Source organism: Bacillus sp. FSL R5-0560, assembly GCF_037966305.1.
Lineage (GTDB): Bacteria > Bacillota > Bacilli > Bacillales > Bacillaceae > Bacillus > Bacillus mojavensis.
Window position 1 is genome coordinate 2,087,543 of the sequence record NZ_CP150195.1, and the last position, 13,421, is coordinate 2,100,963.

Sequence of the window (13,421 nt, forward strand, 5' to 3'; positions counted from 1 at the left end):
TGTCAACACTCCGAGAAACAAAGGAATGATAAGTATGATGATAATAGTTTCATCAATTGTTGCTGTTTTAATGGCTGCAGCTGTGATGGTGGTCAGAATTAAGTCTTCCGATAAACCTGTTTCAGCGAAAAAAATCATTCTTCCGCCGATTTTTATGAGTACGGGGGCGTTAATGTTTTTATTTCCGGTTTTTTGGGTAACAGGTGAAGAGTTTTTAGAAGCGATCACTTTAGGCGTGATTTTCTCTATTTTTCTTATAAAAACTTCAAAGTTTGAAATTAAAAATAATGAAATTTACATGAAACGGTCTAAGGCATTTGTCTTTATATTAATCGGCCTTTTGGTGATCAGAATTGTGATGAAATCGATTTTAAGCACATCGGTTGATTACGGCGCACTGAGCGGTATGTTTTGGATTCTGGCATTCGGTATGATTGTGCCGTGGAGAATTGCCATGTATCTGTCATATCGAAAACTTCAAAGCGAGCTGCAGTCAGCAGACATTCAAATGAATTAAAAAACCTTTCCTCTTCGCGGGAAAGGTTTTTTATTTAAGAAAGGCCTGATAAGGTTCAATATCGATATTCTTGTCTCTTAGATGCTTCTTTAAAAAGGTATGATCTCTTTTCGGAGTAGCCAGAATATAACCTTTGATAATAAGCCGCTGATCAATCGCTGCTACGTTTTCTTTTAATGCCAGCTCTCCGATTTTTCCGGCAATTTTTGCTCTCGCTATATCTCTGAACAGCTCTGGAACAGGTGTAACCAATTCATCGAGAAATTGTTTGTTTTCATTGCTCCATAGATGTCTGCTGTTTTCAATATAGTAATCCTGCCAATCCAGCTCAGATCTGCCGTCCTCTTTTGGTAAACGCTTTAAAAACTTTCGGAACATAAAAAAACCGCCGATTGATAACAAGACAATCATCGTGATCACCCAAAACAGAATAAACCACAAAAACCAGCCTTCCAGCATCAATCATTCCCCCTTATACTAACCATATTGTATATGAAGAAGGAATAGAAGAACAACGTTAAAAAAAATAGAAAAAAATGATAGACGTCTAGTCAAAAGAGATGATAGATCATATTCTATTGTATAGTGAATCTGCTATTTGGCCATGGGAGAGTCACTAGAGGGTATTTGACGATAAATGGACGGAGAAAAGTCACTTTCATAATAGGGGATGAAAGTGACTTTTGATTTTAGCTGAGAGGAAATTGAAGAGAAAAAGAAGAGCCTTCATTCATCTCTTTATTGACAGCAACTGTGAGAATTTGATTTTCGCATTCAGTCTCAATCGACTTGTCATTCAAATAAAAAGGAAGCATCATTTGTTTTTCAAGAGTCTGTTCCGAGGATTTAACCGTTAGGATGAACTCACATCCGGACAAGGTAATTGTTATTTGTGTTGGCTGTAAAGACGATATGTCTGCTTCAATAATATATTGCTGACTTGTTTCATATAGATCAATAGGTAATGTTTCGTCGTACCAGGCGAACGGATCTTCAAAAAATTGTCGAAGCCATTCCTCCATACCATCGAAATCATTAGCATCGTTTCGTTTTGAATGGGTCATGGAAGCATTCCTCCATATATCAACCTTGCTTTAGCATATGCAGTTGGTCAGAAATGGGTGAACGCATAAAAAAACAGACACTAAGGTCTGCTTTTACTACATATCATGACTTGAATTGTGCTTTTGTCTTGTGTGATTTCTGTTTTTTACTTTCTTGCTTCCGCTAAGAGGTTCCGGCTGACCCGGATTGTGTCCTTTAGGGGCGTTTTTATGCATATCTTTACTTGTATTTTTATTGGTCATAAAATGAGAACCTCCTTAAAAGAGTTCAACGTTATTGATTGGTTTTTCTTTTCTTGTTATTTTGGCGTTCTGCTTCAGTCAGTACAAGCTGATCGTTTTCTATATAGCCGGCCCCTTTGCCTTGGCTTTTTGCGTCATTCATCCCATTTATTACGTGGTTTGCTTTTCTTTTGACCATCATTATCACCTCAATCATAATATGGCTTCTTTCAATGAGGAATATGAGAGAGCGTAAACAGTAAAATTTCCCGTTTTTTCGCCTGATAAGCCGATCTTATTGTATTTAATAAAAACATTGATATTTACTTATGTATGATTTTGTTTTAATATGAAATTGTGAGAAAATTGTGATGGAATGTAACGTTCATCTGAGAATGAACTGATCTGAAGGGGGATTTTGGAGAATGGCAAACGAGCAAAAAACTGTAGCACAAGACGTTTTCCAAGCGAGAAAAACGTTTACTACAAATGGGAAAACCTATCATTACTACTCTTTGAAAGCATTGGAAGATCTGGGGATCGGAAAGGTATCGAAGCTTCCTTACTCCATCAAAGTTCTTTTAGAATCTGTACTGCGTCAAGTTGACGGATTCGTCATCAAAAAAGAACACGTGGAGAATTTGGCAAAATGGGGAACTGCCGAGTTAAAGGAAATCGATGTTCCGTTTAAACCATCTCGCGTTATTTTACAAGATTTCACTGGGGTACCGGCAGTAGTTGACCTTGCTTCATTACGTAAAGCAATGGCAGCTGTCGGCGGAGATCCTGACAAAATCAACCCTGAGATTCCTGTTGATCTTGTCATCGACCACTCTGTACAGGTTGATAAAGCGGGCACAGAAGATGCTTTGGCTATTAATATGGACTTGGAATTTGAAAGAAATGCAGAGCGTTACAAATTTTTAAGCTGGGCAAAGAAAGCGTTTAATAACTACCAGGCAGTACCGCCAGCAACAGGTATCGTTCACCAGGTAAACCTTGAGTTCTTGGCAAGCGTTGTCCACGCAGTCGAAGAAGACGGAGAACTGATTACGTATCCTGATACGCTGGTAGGAACCGACTCGCATACAACAATGATTAACGGAATCGGTGTTCTCGGCTGGGGTGTCGGCGGAATTGAAGCGGAAGCCGGAATGCTCGGGCAGCCTTCTTATTTCCCTGTTCCTGAGGTAATCGGCGCGAAACTTGTCGGAAAGCTTCCGAACGGAACAACAGCCACTGACTTGGCGTTAAAAGTGACACAAGTACTGCGTGAAAAAGGCGTAGTCGGCAAATTTGTTGAGTTCTTCGGACCGGGAGTTGCTGAACTGCCGCTAGCAGACCGTGCGACAATCGCCAACATGGCTCCGGAATACGGTGCTACATGCGGATTTTTCCCTGTAGATGAAGAAGCTCTTAATTATCTGCGTCTGACAGGCCGCGATGCTGAACATATTGATGTAGTAGAAGCATACTGCAGAAGCAACGGCTTGTTCTACACTCCTGACGTAGAAGACCCGCAATTTACTGATGTCGTTGAAATTGATTTGTCTAAAATTGAAGCCAACCTTTCGGGTCCAAAACGCCCTCAGGATTTGATACCGCTTTCTAATATGCAGGAAACGTTTAAAAAGCACTTAGTCAGCCCTGCGGGTAACCAAGGATTTGGATTAAACGCCGAAGAGGAAGACAAAGAAATTAAATTTAAATTGCTTAACGGCGAAGAAACAGTCATGAAAACAGGTGCAATCGCTATTGCTGCGATTACAAGCTGTACGAATACATCTAACCCATACGTCTTAATCGGTGCCGGCCTTGTGGCGAAAAAAGCGGTTGAATTAGGTCTCAAAGTGCCTAATTACGTGAAAACATCACTTGCACCGGGCTCTAAGGTTGTTACAGGTTATCTTGTGAATTCAGGCCTTCTTCCATACATGAAGGAGCTTGGTTTTAACCTCGTAGGATACGGATGTACAACATGTATCGGAAACTCAGGTCCGCTTTCACCGGAAATTGAAGAAGCAGTTGCGAAAAATGACCTGTTGATTACGTCTGTTCTTTCTGGAAACCGTAACTTTGAAGGACGTATTCATCCGCTTGTGAAAGGTAACTACCTTGCTTCTCCGCCGCTTGTAGTAGCTTATGCGTTGGCTGGAACAGTGAACATTAACCTGAAGACGGATCCGATCGGTGTCGGCAAAGACGGACAAAAAGTGTACTTTAACGATATTTGGCCGTCAATGGACGAAATTAATTCACTTGTTAAACAAACCGTTACACCGGAGCTCTTCCGCAAGGAGTACGAAACAGTATTCGATGACAACAAGCGCTGGAATGAGATTGAGACAACAGACGAAGCGCTTTACAAATGGGATAATGAGTCAACCTATATCCAAAACCCACCTTTCTTCGAGGAAATGTCAGTTGAACCAGGCAAGGTTGAACCTTTAAAAGGTCTTCGTGTAGTCGGTAAATTCGGCGATTCAGTCACAACCGACCATATCTCTCCTGCAGGGGCAATCGGAAAAGATACACCTGCCGGAAAATACTTGCAATCAAAAGGTGTGTCACCTCGTGACTTTAACTCTTACGGTTCACGCCGCGGAAACCATGAGGTTATGATGAGAGGAACTTTTGCAAACATCCGCATCAAAAACCAGATCGCGCCGGGAACAGAAGGCGGATATACAACGTATTGGCCGACTGGTGAAGTGACTTCAATCTATGATGCCTGCATGAGATATAAAGAAGATAAAACAGGCCTTGCTATCTTAGCTGGAAAAGATTATGGTATGGGATCTTCCCGTGACTGGGCTGCAAAAGGAACAAACCTGCTCGGCATTAGAACTGTAATTGCTGAGAGCTTTGAAAGAATCCATAGAAGTAATCTGGTATTCATGGGTGTGCTCCCGCTACAATTTAAACAAGGTGAAAATGCGGATACACTCGGCTTAAGCGGTAAAGAAGCGATCGAGGTGGATGTTGATGAAAGCGTACGCCCTCGTGATATCGTTACAGTAAGAGCAATTGATGAAGACGGAAATGTAAAAACATTTGAAGCACTTGTGCGCTTCGATAGTGAAGTTGAAATTGATTATTACCGCCATGGCGGAATTCTGCAAATGGTTCTTCGCGAAAAAATGAAGCAATCATGACGTATGAAGAAGAGAAGGCGCCCTGCTTTCTCTTCTTTTTATGAGATAAGATAGCTCCGGGGGTGGATGACATATGCTGAAAAAATGGGTCGCAGGAATCCTGTTAATAGGGCTTGCCGGATACATGTGCTGGAACATCTATCAGCAATTTAGCAAACAAGAAATAGGCATTGAAGAGGGACAGCAAGCGCCTGACTTTACTTTGAAAACGCTATCAGGAGAGAGCAGCTCCTTATCAGATGTCAGAGGCAAAAAAGTTCTGCTTAACTTCTGGGCAACTTGGTGTAAACCGTGCCGACAGGAAATGCCGGCGATGGAGGAACTGCAAAAGGAGCACTCAGATTTAGCGGTTATTGCAGTTAATTTCACTTCAGCTGAGAAAAGCGAAAAACAGGTGCAAGCCTTTGCAGATACGTATCATTTAACCTTCCCCATTTTAATTGATAAAAAAGGTATTAATGCAGACTATAATGTGTTTTCATACCCAACTACCTATATTTTAGATGAAAAAGGCGTGATAAAAGACATACATATCGGGACGATGACAAAAAAAGAGATGAAAGAAAAACTGGATATTCATTAGATTCAGTTTTTTTTTGTGCGAACATGCTTACAAATTTTCAGAATTGGAAAAAATAAAAGAATACGCGGAGGTGAGAAGAGTGAAGAAGATGAGAAAACGTTCTTTTCATGAGCTCGTCATGGAAAACAAAAAAGAGCTGATGACGAATACGGAATATTTAAATCAGCTTGAGGAAAAACTTGAACAGAGATTCAAGCAAAAATAACCTTTAATTTGTATTCATGTTTACCCCTCCTTTTGAGAATCCTATTTGTTGAGGAGGGATAAACATGGGAAACAACAAGAAAAACGGTCAGCCTCAATATGCTCCGAGCCACTTGGGTACAAAGCCTGTTAAATATAAACGCAATAAAGGGGAAAAAATGCACGATACTTCTGGTCAACAGCCAGTTATCATGCAGACGAAAGGCGAGTAGCCGGATTGATTTTATTCAAGGAGGTTCATCCCAATGACAAAAAACCAAAATCAAAATCAATATCAGCAGCCTAATCCTGACGACCGTTCTGACAACGTAGAGAAACTGCAGGATATGGTTCAAAATACGATCGAAAATATAGAAGAAGCAGAAGAATCAATGGAGTTTGCTTCAGGAGAAGATAAGCAGCGCATCAAAGAAAAAAACGCGAGACGGGAAGAGAGCATCGAGGCGTTTCGCAATGAAATTCAAGACGAATCCGAAGCGAGAGAAAACGGATACCGTTCCTAAAAACCAGGGAAACCTGGTTTTTTTCTTTCTGATTTGGATGTGGTAAAATGGGGCTAAACTGATTAAGGGAGCAGAGTATCTTGCATGTATCAAAAACAGAAATAGAAGTGCGTTACGCTGAAACAGATCAAATGGGGATCGTGTATCATGCGAATTATCTTGTTTGGATGGAGGTCGGAAGGACGGCACTCATTAAAGACTTAGGCTTTTTGTACAGTGATATGGAAAAGAAAGGCGTTCTTTCCCCAGTCGTTGATATCAATATTTCCTACAAAAAACCCCTTCATTATGGGGAAACTGCGGTAGTGCACACATGGATTGAGGAATACAACGGCTTTAAAACCATATATGGCTACCATATATATAATCCGGCCGGTGAGCTTTCTATTGAAGCGAAATCATCTCATATTTGTGTGGATAAAGAAAGTTTTAAACCGATTCAGTTTCGTAAGGCTTTCCCCGATTGGCACGCAGCATATGAAAAGGCCAAAAAATAGGGAAGTGAATGACAGATGGCTTTTGGCGTAAAACGGGAGGAAGTTAACCGCTGGAAGAAGGCAGTCAAAAGAGGGGAAATCGCATTTTTAACACATTATTGGCTGGATGACCGTTTCCCGGAATCTAAAACCGTGACAAAAGCAGGCTGTGCAGATATTGATAAGCTGGTTCAATGGGGTGCGGCGTACGGTTTGAAGGAAGAATGGATACATAAAAAAAGCGAATTTCCCCACTTTGATCTTTTGGGTGAGACGCAAAAATATATCCTAGAACAAGAAAACCTGACCGATCATCTTACACGTTTTCATTTATAAAAAAAGAACGCATATCATATGCGTTCTTTTTCTTATTGATATTCAAATACAGGCTCATCAGCAGACTCTGAATAGCTGACGAGAAGATCATGGTTGTCAAAGTACCAAAGATCACTTTCTTCAATAAAGAAGGTGATGCCTCCGACTTCTGCCGTGACTCCTGCCTCTTGAGGAGCATCTTTCGTCACTCCTAGAGAAAAACCTTTTTGAACGTTGCTGCAGCCGCCATAGCGGACAAAAAAACGAACTTGGTCGCCGTTTTGTAAATCAAGCTCTTCTTTATACCAGTTCAGCGCGTCTTCGTTAACTGTCATATTCATAACAGAACCCCCTTTTCCCTTTGTTATCATTTGATTTTCTCTATTATAAACGTATTAGGCTACCTCGTGTCAAAATAGAAGTTTTTCAAACATTTATAACCATTTGACTTTAGGTTCTGTTTTATTGATAATTCGTTTGATGTTCGCCCGGTGCCGGTATATTACAAAAACAGTGAGCAGCGTGACGACAATCAATAAATACTTATCATGTACAAAGAGACTATATATGACAGTATATATCCCTGTTAACATTGATGACAGAGAAACAAATTTAGTCAAGTATAAAAAGATGAAAAAGACCGCAACCATTGTAATGAATAACAGAGGAGCATAAAACAGCAAAACGCCTCCCGAAGTTGCCACGGCTTTGCCGCCTTTAAATTTGGCGAAGACAGGAAACACATGGCCAAGAACCGCTATGACTCCCGCAAGGAGCGGATGAATATCAACATGCATGAGGTAAGGCAATGCAGCTGCCAGTGTCCCTTTCAAAATATCTCCGGCTATGACAATCGAACCAGCTTTTACGCCCAGTGTACGGAACGCGTTGGTAGCGCCCAAGTTTCCGCTGCCATGCTCCCGAATATCAATCCCCTTGGCAAGCTTACCTACGATTAAGCCAGATGGAATACTGCCTATCAAGTAGGCCAAAATAATCAATAAAGCAATTAACATCTACATTTCTCCTTTTTCAATGTCCCTACTTTCTATTTTAACATGAGATGTCATGATCTGATGATAAGTTTTTTTGTAAAGTTTGCTTACAAATCTAATCATTCATACATCATGTTTTGCGTTCTTCCTTATCGGTCTTGTAGAATAAACAAAAAGGAGTGGTCTATCATGCAAAACCCATCCAAAGCGGAAATCAAAGAAATTCTTGATGGAAGTAAGAGAATAGCAGTTGTCGGGCTTTCAGATCGTCCCGAAAGAACATCGTATATGGTATCAAAAGCGATGCAGGATGCGGGATACGAAATCATACCGGTAAATCCGACGATCGAAGAGGCGCTCGGTGTAAAAGCCGTATCATCGTTACAAGAAATTGACGGTCCGATTGACATCGTAAATGTATTCAGACGTTCAGAACAGCTTCCTGATGTCGCTAAAGAGTTTCTGGAGACAGATGCCCCGGTATTTTGGGCGCAGCAAGGCCTGGTAAACGAAGAGGCTTATCAGATGCTGAAGGAAGAAGGCAGAACGGTCATCATGGATCTGTGCATAAAAGTGGCACACGCTGTAACAAAATAGATGCAGAGCTGCAAAAATCCTTGTGAATTCAAGGATTTTTGCTTTTTTATGTAAAGATATTGTTTGCGAATTACTGTGAAACAGATACAATAAAGCTTGAACAGCTTTTTTGAATGCCTTGCTAAGCTGGGTTCCGGCCGTACGATTTGCGAAGGTCCGCTGCTTTATATATAATAAACAAACATACGTTCTTATATCGAAAAAACAGCACTTTTGGATGTTATACGGAATGATTCGTTAGCTGTATGTTGAGAATGGGATTACATTGGTTATAATGAAGAGTCCAAGGCAGAAGCGCACCGGGGCAAGGATTTTGAAAAATACTTTTATACAATTGACAGGTAAACAATGAAAAAGAGAATGTTAGTTTTTTGAAAGGGGTTTGTACGTTTGGCTAGAAAACAGCAATTTGATTACAACGAAGATGCCATACAGGTGCTGGAAGGCCTTGAAGCCGTTAGGAAAAGGCCGGGTATGTACATTGGCTCAACCGACGCGAGAGGCTTGCACCACTTGGTTTATGAAATAGTAGATAACTCAGTCGATGAGGTACTTGCCGGCCATGGTGATCACATTATCGTTAAAATACATAAAGACAACAGTATTTCTGTACAGGATAGAGGCCGCGGCATGCCGACTGGAATGCATAAACTCGGCAAACCAACCCCTGAAGTCATTTTAACGGTGCTTCACGCCGGCGGAAAATTCGGTCAAGGCGGCTATAAGACAAGCGGAGGGCTTCACGGCGTCGGTGCATCTGTCGTGAATGCTTTATCTGAATGGCTGACGGTTACGATTGAGCGGGACGGCTTCGTCTATCAGCAGCGTTTTGAAAACGGAGGTAAACCGGTCACATCTCTCGAAAAGATCGGCAAAACAAAAAAGACAGGCACACTTACTCACTTTAAACCTGATCCGACAATGTTCAGCACAACAACTTATAATTTTGAAACGCTTTCTGAGCGATTACGAGAATCAGCGTTTTTATTAAAAGGATTAAAAATTGAACTGATTGACGAGCGGAACGGCCAGCGTGAAGTCTTTTATTATGAGAACGGCATAGAAGCGTTTGTTGCTTACTTAAATGAGGAAAAAGATGCCCTGTCTGAAGTGGTCTCGTTTGAAGGAGAACATCATTCCATCGAAGTGGATTTTGCGTTCCAGTTTAACGACGGCTATTCTGAAAATATCCTGTCGTTTGTTAACAATGTCAGAACAAAAGACGGCGGTACTCATGAGTCAGGTGCAAAGACAGCGATGACGAGAGCCTTTAATGAATATGCGAGAAAAGTGGCTTTGCTGAAAGAAAAGGATAAAAACCTTGAAGGCACAGATATAAGGGAAGGGCTTTCAGCTATAATCTCTGTCCGTATTCCTGAAGAACTTCTTCAATTTGAAGGACAAACAAAAGGAAAACTCGGCACAAGCGAAGCAAGATCTGCTGTAGACGCAATCGTATCAGAACAGCTTGCTTACTTTTTAGAGGAAAATCGGGACACCGCTACTCTTCTTGTGAAAAAAGCAATAAAGGCCAGCCAGGCGCGAGAAGCGGCACGTAAAGCCCGGGAAGAAGCCAGAAGCGGCAAAAAACGAAAAAAATCAGAAGCGACATTAAGCGGTAAGCTGACACCTGCGGGTTCAAGAAATCCGGCAAAAAATGAGTTGTATCTCGTTGAGGGTGACTCTGCGGGCGGTTCAGCAAAGCAGGGAAGAGACCGCAGATTCCAAGCGGTTCTGCCATTGCGAGGTAAAGTCATTAACACGGAAAAAGCAAAGCTTGCTGATATCTTTAAAAACGAAGAGATTAATACGATCATTCATGCAATCGGCGGCGGTGTCGGAGCTGATTTTTCAATCGACGACATTAACTACGATAAAATCATCATTATGACGGATGCCGATACTGATGGCGCTCATATTCAAGTGCTGCTTTTAACCTTTTTCTATCGCTATATGAAGCCGCTCATTGAGAATGGAAAGGTATTCATTGCACTGCCTCCTTTATATAAGGTCAGCAAAGGAAGCGGTAAAAAAGAAATCATTGAATATGCATGGTCTGATGAAGAGATGGATGGAGTACTGAAAAAAGTCGGCAAGGGCTATACAATCCAGCGATACAAGGGTCTTGGTGAGATGAACGCGGATCAGCTGTGGGAAACGACGATGAATCCGGAGTCCCGTACACTTGTAAGGGTCAAAATTGACGACGCGGCACGTGTTGAGAGACGCGTGACGACATTGATGGGCGATAAAGTAGAGCCGCGCAGAAAGTGGATTGAGAAAAACGTAGCTTTCGGCTTAGACGAAGAAAGCAATATTTTAGAAAATGAAAACTTATCGGTCGCTGAGGAGGTTTAATGATTGTCACAGCCAGAATTATTTCATGATTTACCATTAGAAGAGGTGATCGGCGACCGTTTTGGACGCTATAGTAAATATATTATTCAAGACAGGGCGCTGCCTGATGCGCGCGACGGTTTAAAACCCGTACAGCGCAGAATACTGTATGCGATGCATACAGACGGAAACACATTTGATAAAAATTTCAGAAAAGCGGCCAAAACGGTCGGTAACGTCATCGGTAACTACCATCCGCACGGGGACAGTTCGGTGTATGAAGCAATGGTGCGGATGAGCCAAGACTGGAAAGTGCGTAATGTTTTAATTGAAATGCACGGGAACAACGGAAGTATTGATGGAGATCCTCCGGCGGCCATGCGTTACACAGAAGCGAAGTTATCTTCGATTGCATCAGAGCTTCTGCGGGATATTGACAAAAATACAGTTGAATTTGTCCCGAACTTTGATGATACAAGCAAGGAGCCCGTTGTACTTCCGGCTATGTTCCCTAACTTGCTGGTCAACGGATCTACCGGTATATCTGCAGGATACGCGACTGATATACCGCCTCATCATTTAGGAGAAGTCATTGATGCTGTGATTAAACGCATTCAAATGCCGTCATGCTCTGTAGACGATCTCATGGAAGTGATCAAAGGGCCTGACTTTCCGACAGGCGGAGTTATCCAGGGCGTTGATGGCATTAGAAAAGCCTACGAAACCGGAAAAGGGAAAATTATTATCCGCGGAAAAGCTGAGATCGAAGCGATCAGAGGCGGACGAGAGCAAATTGTGATTACCGAAATCCCATTTGAAGTCAACAAAGCCAACCTTGTGAAAAAAATGGACGAATACCGTATTGATAAAAAGGTTGAAGGCATCTCCGAGGTCCGAGACGAGACAGACCGAACCGGCCTTAGAGTGGTCGTAGAACTAAAGAAAGAAGCAGATGCCAAGGGCATTTTGAATTACTTATATAAAAATACTGATTTACAGATTACGTATAACTTTAATATGGTGGCGATCCATAACCGCCGTCCAATGCTGATGAGTCTGCCTGCTATTTTAGATGCATATATCGGCCACCAAAAAGAAGTGGTCACAAACCGATCTGTTTATGAGCTTCAAAAAGCAAAAGACAGACATCACATTGTAGAAGGTCTTATGAAGGCTTTATCGATCTTGGATGAAGTCATCGCAACGATTCGCTCCTCAAGCGATAAACGTGACGCCAAAAACAATTTAATGGCGAAATATGAATTCACTGAGCCTCAGGCTGAAGCTATCGTGTCCTTGCAGCTATATCGTTTAACAAATACAGATATCACAGCACTCAAGGAAGAGGCTGAAGAACTCAGCAAAAATATTGAAGAACTTGAATCAATTCTGAGCAATGATAAAAAGCTGTTAAAGGTCATTACAAACAGCTTAAAAGCGCTGAAAAAGAAATATGCGGACACGAGACGCTCTGTCATTGAAGAAAAAATTGAGGAAATCAAAATTAATCTTGAAGTCATGGTTGCCTCTGAGGATGTATACGTGACCGTTACAAAAGATGGCTACTTAAAGCGCACAAGCCAGCGTTCCTTTGCCGCTTCAAACGGGCAGGACTTCGGAATGAAGGATACAGACAGGCTGCTGCATCAGTTTGAAATGAATACGACAGATGTGCTGCTGCTTTTCACAAATAAGGGAAGCTACATCTATTGTCCGGTTCACCAGCTGCCTGATATCAGATGGAAGGACATGGGCCAGCATTTTTCAAACATAATCACGATTGAACGGGACGAATCGATTGTTAAGGCCATCCCGATAAAAGAATTTGATCCGTCTGCTTATCTTTTATTCTTCACGAAAAACGGCATGGTGAAAAAGACAGAACTCACGCATTACAAAGCACAGCGTTATTCTAAAGCGCTTGTAGCGTTAAATCTAAAGGGTGAAGACGAGCTGATTGATGTACACGTGACAAATGGTGACAGTCAGATCTTGATGGCGACACATCTGGGGTATGGCCTATGGTTTGGAGAAGATGAAGTGAATGTTGTGGGTGCACGTGCAGCAGGCGTTAAAGGAATTAACTTGAAAGATGGAGACTTTGTCGTGTCAGGAGAAATTCTGCATGAATCCGATTCTCTTGTATTGTTCACACAAAGGGGAGCGGTCAAACGTATGAGTCTTTCTGAATTTGAAAAGACCTCCCGTGCAAAACGGGGAGTCGTTATGCTGCGGGAGCTGAAGAAAAATCCACATCGTGTCGTTTCGCTGTTTGCATGCGGACTTAATGAGCGGTTTATGGCAGAAACGGAAAAAGGGGACAGAAAAGAACTGCAGGCTAAAGAATTGCGAACAAACGACAGATACAGCAATGGTTCATTCTTTATTGATGAAGAAGAATCAGGCAAGATCACAGCTGTCTGGCGTCTTAAAACTGAATAATCATCATTAAA

Annotated in this window: 17 protein-coding genes; 11 read left to right on the forward strand and 6 right to left on the reverse strand. The window is 41.8% G+C overall.

All coding sequences use genetic code 11. The features are described from left to right. Positions 1 to 25: 25 nt before the first annotated feature. A complete protein-coding gene (locus NST56_RS11080) occupies positions 26 to 517 on the forward strand; it encodes a CcdC family protein (RefSeq protein WP_081720869.1) in 492 nt (163 codons plus the stop codon). A gap of 30 nt (positions 518 to 547) precedes the next feature. Here NST56_RS11080 and NST56_RS11085 read toward each other — a convergent pair whose 3' ends face one another. The 4 genes from NST56_RS11085 to sspO all read right to left on the reverse strand — a co-directional run bounded on the left by NST56_RS11085 (position 548) and on the right by sspO (position 2,002). Continuing rightward, on the reverse strand, positions 548 to 976 hold the full coding sequence (locus tag NST56_RS11085) for a DUF2621 domain-containing protein (RefSeq protein WP_268447454.1): 429 nt from the start codon (positions 974 to 976) through the stop codon (positions 548 to 550). 230 nt (positions 977 to 1,206) lie between these two features. After that, on the reverse strand, positions 1,207 to 1,599 hold the full coding sequence (gene cotM / locus NST56_RS11090; protein WP_339182186.1) for an outer spore coat protein CotM: 393 nt from the start codon (positions 1,597 to 1,599) through the stop codon (positions 1,207 to 1,209). A gap of 78 nt (positions 1,600 to 1,677) precedes the next feature. After that, positions 1,678 to 1,824 (reverse strand): small acid-soluble spore protein P, encoded by a 147-nt coding sequence (locus NST56_RS11095; RefSeq protein WP_003221237.1) that lies wholly within the window; start codon positions 1,822 to 1,824, stop codon positions 1,678 to 1,680. A 31-nt stretch (positions 1,825 to 1,855) separates the two neighbouring features. After that, positions 1,856 to 2,002 carry an acid-soluble spore protein SspO gene (sspO, locus tag NST56_RS11100; RefSeq protein ID WP_003244839.1) on the reverse strand — a complete coding sequence of 49 codons (147 nt, stop codon included), beginning with the start codon at positions 2,000 to 2,002 and terminating at the stop codon, positions 1,856 to 1,858. Between the two features lie 226 nt (positions 2,003 to 2,228). On the opposite strand from sspO, the gene acnA reads away from it, so the two are divergent. From acnA to NST56_RS11135, 7 genes are all read left to right on the forward strand, one after another. Beyond that, positions 2,229 to 4,958 (forward strand): aconitate hydratase AcnA, encoded by a 2,730-nt coding sequence (gene acnA, locus NST56_RS11105; protein ID WP_168747947.1) that lies wholly within the window; start codon positions 2,229 to 2,231, stop codon positions 4,956 to 4,958. 73 nt (positions 4,959 to 5,031) lie between these two features. Further along, a complete protein-coding gene (locus NST56_RS11110; RefSeq protein ID WP_339181996.1) occupies positions 5,032 to 5,541 on the forward strand; it encodes a redoxin domain-containing protein in 510 nt (169 codons plus the stop codon). 79 nt (positions 5,542 to 5,620) lie between these two features. Then, positions 5,621 to 5,746, forward strand: a complete 126-nt coding sequence (locus tag NST56_RS11115) for an FbpB family small basic protein (protein ID WP_003244964.1) — start codon at positions 5,621 to 5,623, stop codon at positions 5,744 to 5,746. A gap of 64 nt (positions 5,747 to 5,810) precedes the next feature. Continuing rightward, positions 5,811 to 5,957: an acid-soluble spore protein N gene (locus tag NST56_RS11120; RefSeq protein ID WP_010334417.1), complete on the forward strand. Its 147-nt coding sequence runs from the start codon at positions 5,811 to 5,813 to the stop codon at positions 5,955 to 5,957. A 33-nt stretch (positions 5,958 to 5,990) separates the two neighbouring features. After that, positions 5,991 to 6,248, forward strand: a complete 258-nt coding sequence (gene tlp / locus NST56_RS11125; RefSeq protein WP_286058487.1) for a small acid-soluble spore protein Tlp — start codon at positions 5,991 to 5,993, stop codon at positions 6,246 to 6,248. A gap of 80 nt (positions 6,249 to 6,328) precedes the next feature. Next, on the forward strand, positions 6,329 to 6,745 hold the full coding sequence (locus NST56_RS11130) for a YbgC/FadM family acyl-CoA thioesterase (protein WP_010334419.1): 417 nt from the start codon (positions 6,329 to 6,331) through the stop codon (positions 6,743 to 6,745). A 15-nt stretch (positions 6,746 to 6,760) separates the two neighbouring features. Continuing rightward, the gene (locus NST56_RS11135) at positions 6,761 to 7,060 is read left to right on the forward strand and encodes a hypothetical protein (RefSeq protein ID WP_010334420.1); all 300 of its coding nucleotides are present in this window, start codon (positions 6,761 to 6,763) and stop codon (positions 7,058 to 7,060) included. A gap of 32 nt (positions 7,061 to 7,092) precedes the next feature. Here the strand turns inward: NST56_RS11135 and NST56_RS11140 are convergent, their stop codons facing one another. Then, complete coding sequence (locus tag NST56_RS11140; RefSeq protein ID WP_029441412.1) at positions 7,093 to 7,380, reverse strand: HesB/YadR/YfhF family protein; 288 nt, start codon at positions 7,378 to 7,380, stop codon at positions 7,093 to 7,095. A 93-nt stretch (positions 7,381 to 7,473) separates the two neighbouring features. Next, a complete protein-coding gene (gene plsY / locus NST56_RS11145) occupies positions 7,474 to 8,055 on the reverse strand; it encodes a glycerol-3-phosphate 1-O-acyltransferase PlsY (protein WP_010334422.1) in 582 nt (193 codons plus the stop codon). Between the two features lie 168 nt (positions 8,056 to 8,223). Here plsY and NST56_RS11150 point away from each other — a divergent pair, with 168 nt between their 5' ends. The 3 genes from NST56_RS11150 to parC all read left to right on the forward strand — a co-directional run bounded on the left by NST56_RS11150 (position 8,224) and on the right by parC (position 13,410). Next, positions 8,224 to 8,631, forward strand: coding sequence for a CoA-binding protein (locus NST56_RS11150; protein WP_268447457.1), 408 nt, complete (start codon positions 8,224 to 8,226; stop codon positions 8,629 to 8,631). Positions 8,632 to 9,021: 390 nt separating this feature from the next. Then, a complete protein-coding gene (gene parE, locus NST56_RS11155) occupies positions 9,022 to 10,989 on the forward strand; it encodes a DNA topoisomerase IV subunit B (RefSeq protein ID WP_268472510.1) in 1,968 nt (655 codons plus the stop codon). A 3-nt stretch (positions 10,990 to 10,992) separates the two neighbouring features. After that, positions 10,993 to 13,410: a DNA topoisomerase IV subunit A gene (gene parC, locus NST56_RS11160; protein WP_168747953.1), complete on the forward strand. Its 2,418-nt coding sequence runs from the start codon at positions 10,993 to 10,995 to the stop codon at positions 13,408 to 13,410. Positions 13,411 to 13,421 lie beyond the last annotated feature (11 nt).

Bases quoted from the DNA above. Each gene is read 5' to 3' on its own strand.
- NST56_RS11095 (WP_003221237.1), bottom strand. From the start codon at position 1,824: ATGACCAATAAAAATACAAGTAAAGATATGCATAAAAACGCCCCTAAA.
- sspO (WP_003244839.1), bottom strand. From the start codon at position 2,002: ATGGTCAAAAGAAAAGCAAACCACGTAATAAATGGGATGAATGACGCA.
- acnA (WP_168747947.1), top strand. From the start codon at position 2,229: ATGGCAAACGAGCAAAAAACTGTAGCACAAGACGTTTTCCAAGCGAGA.
- NST56_RS11110 (WP_339181996.1), top strand. From the start codon at position 5,032: ATGCTGAAAAAATGGGTCGCAGGAATCCTGTTAATAGGGCTTGCCGGA.
- NST56_RS11085 (WP_268447454.1), bottom strand. From the start codon at position 976: ATGCTGGAAGGCTGGTTTTTGTGGTTTATTCTGTTTTGGGTGATCACG.
- tlp (WP_286058487.1), top strand. From the start codon at position 5,991: ATGACAAAAAACCAAAATCAAAATCAATATCAGCAGCCTAATCCTGAC.
- NST56_RS11150 (WP_268447457.1), top strand. From the start codon at position 8,224: ATGCAAAACCCATCCAAAGCGGAAATCAAAGAAATTCTTGATGGAAGT.
- NST56_RS11140 (WP_029441412.1), bottom strand. From the start codon at position 7,380: ATGAATATGACAGTTAACGAAGACGCGCTGAACTGGTATAAAGAAGAG.
- NST56_RS11135 (WP_010334420.1), top strand. From the start codon at position 6,761: ATGGCTTTTGGCGTAAAACGGGAGGAAGTTAACCGCTGGAAGAAGGCA.
- plsY (WP_010334422.1), bottom strand. From the start codon at position 8,055: ATGTTAATTGCTTTATTGATTATTTTGGCCTACTTGATAGGCAGTATT.
- NST56_RS11120 (WP_010334417.1), top strand. From the start codon at position 5,811: ATGGGAAACAACAAGAAAAACGGTCAGCCTCAATATGCTCCGAGCCAC.
- NST56_RS11080 (WP_081720869.1), top strand. From the start codon at position 26: ATGATAAGTATGATGATAATAGTTTCATCAATTGTTGCTGTTTTAATG.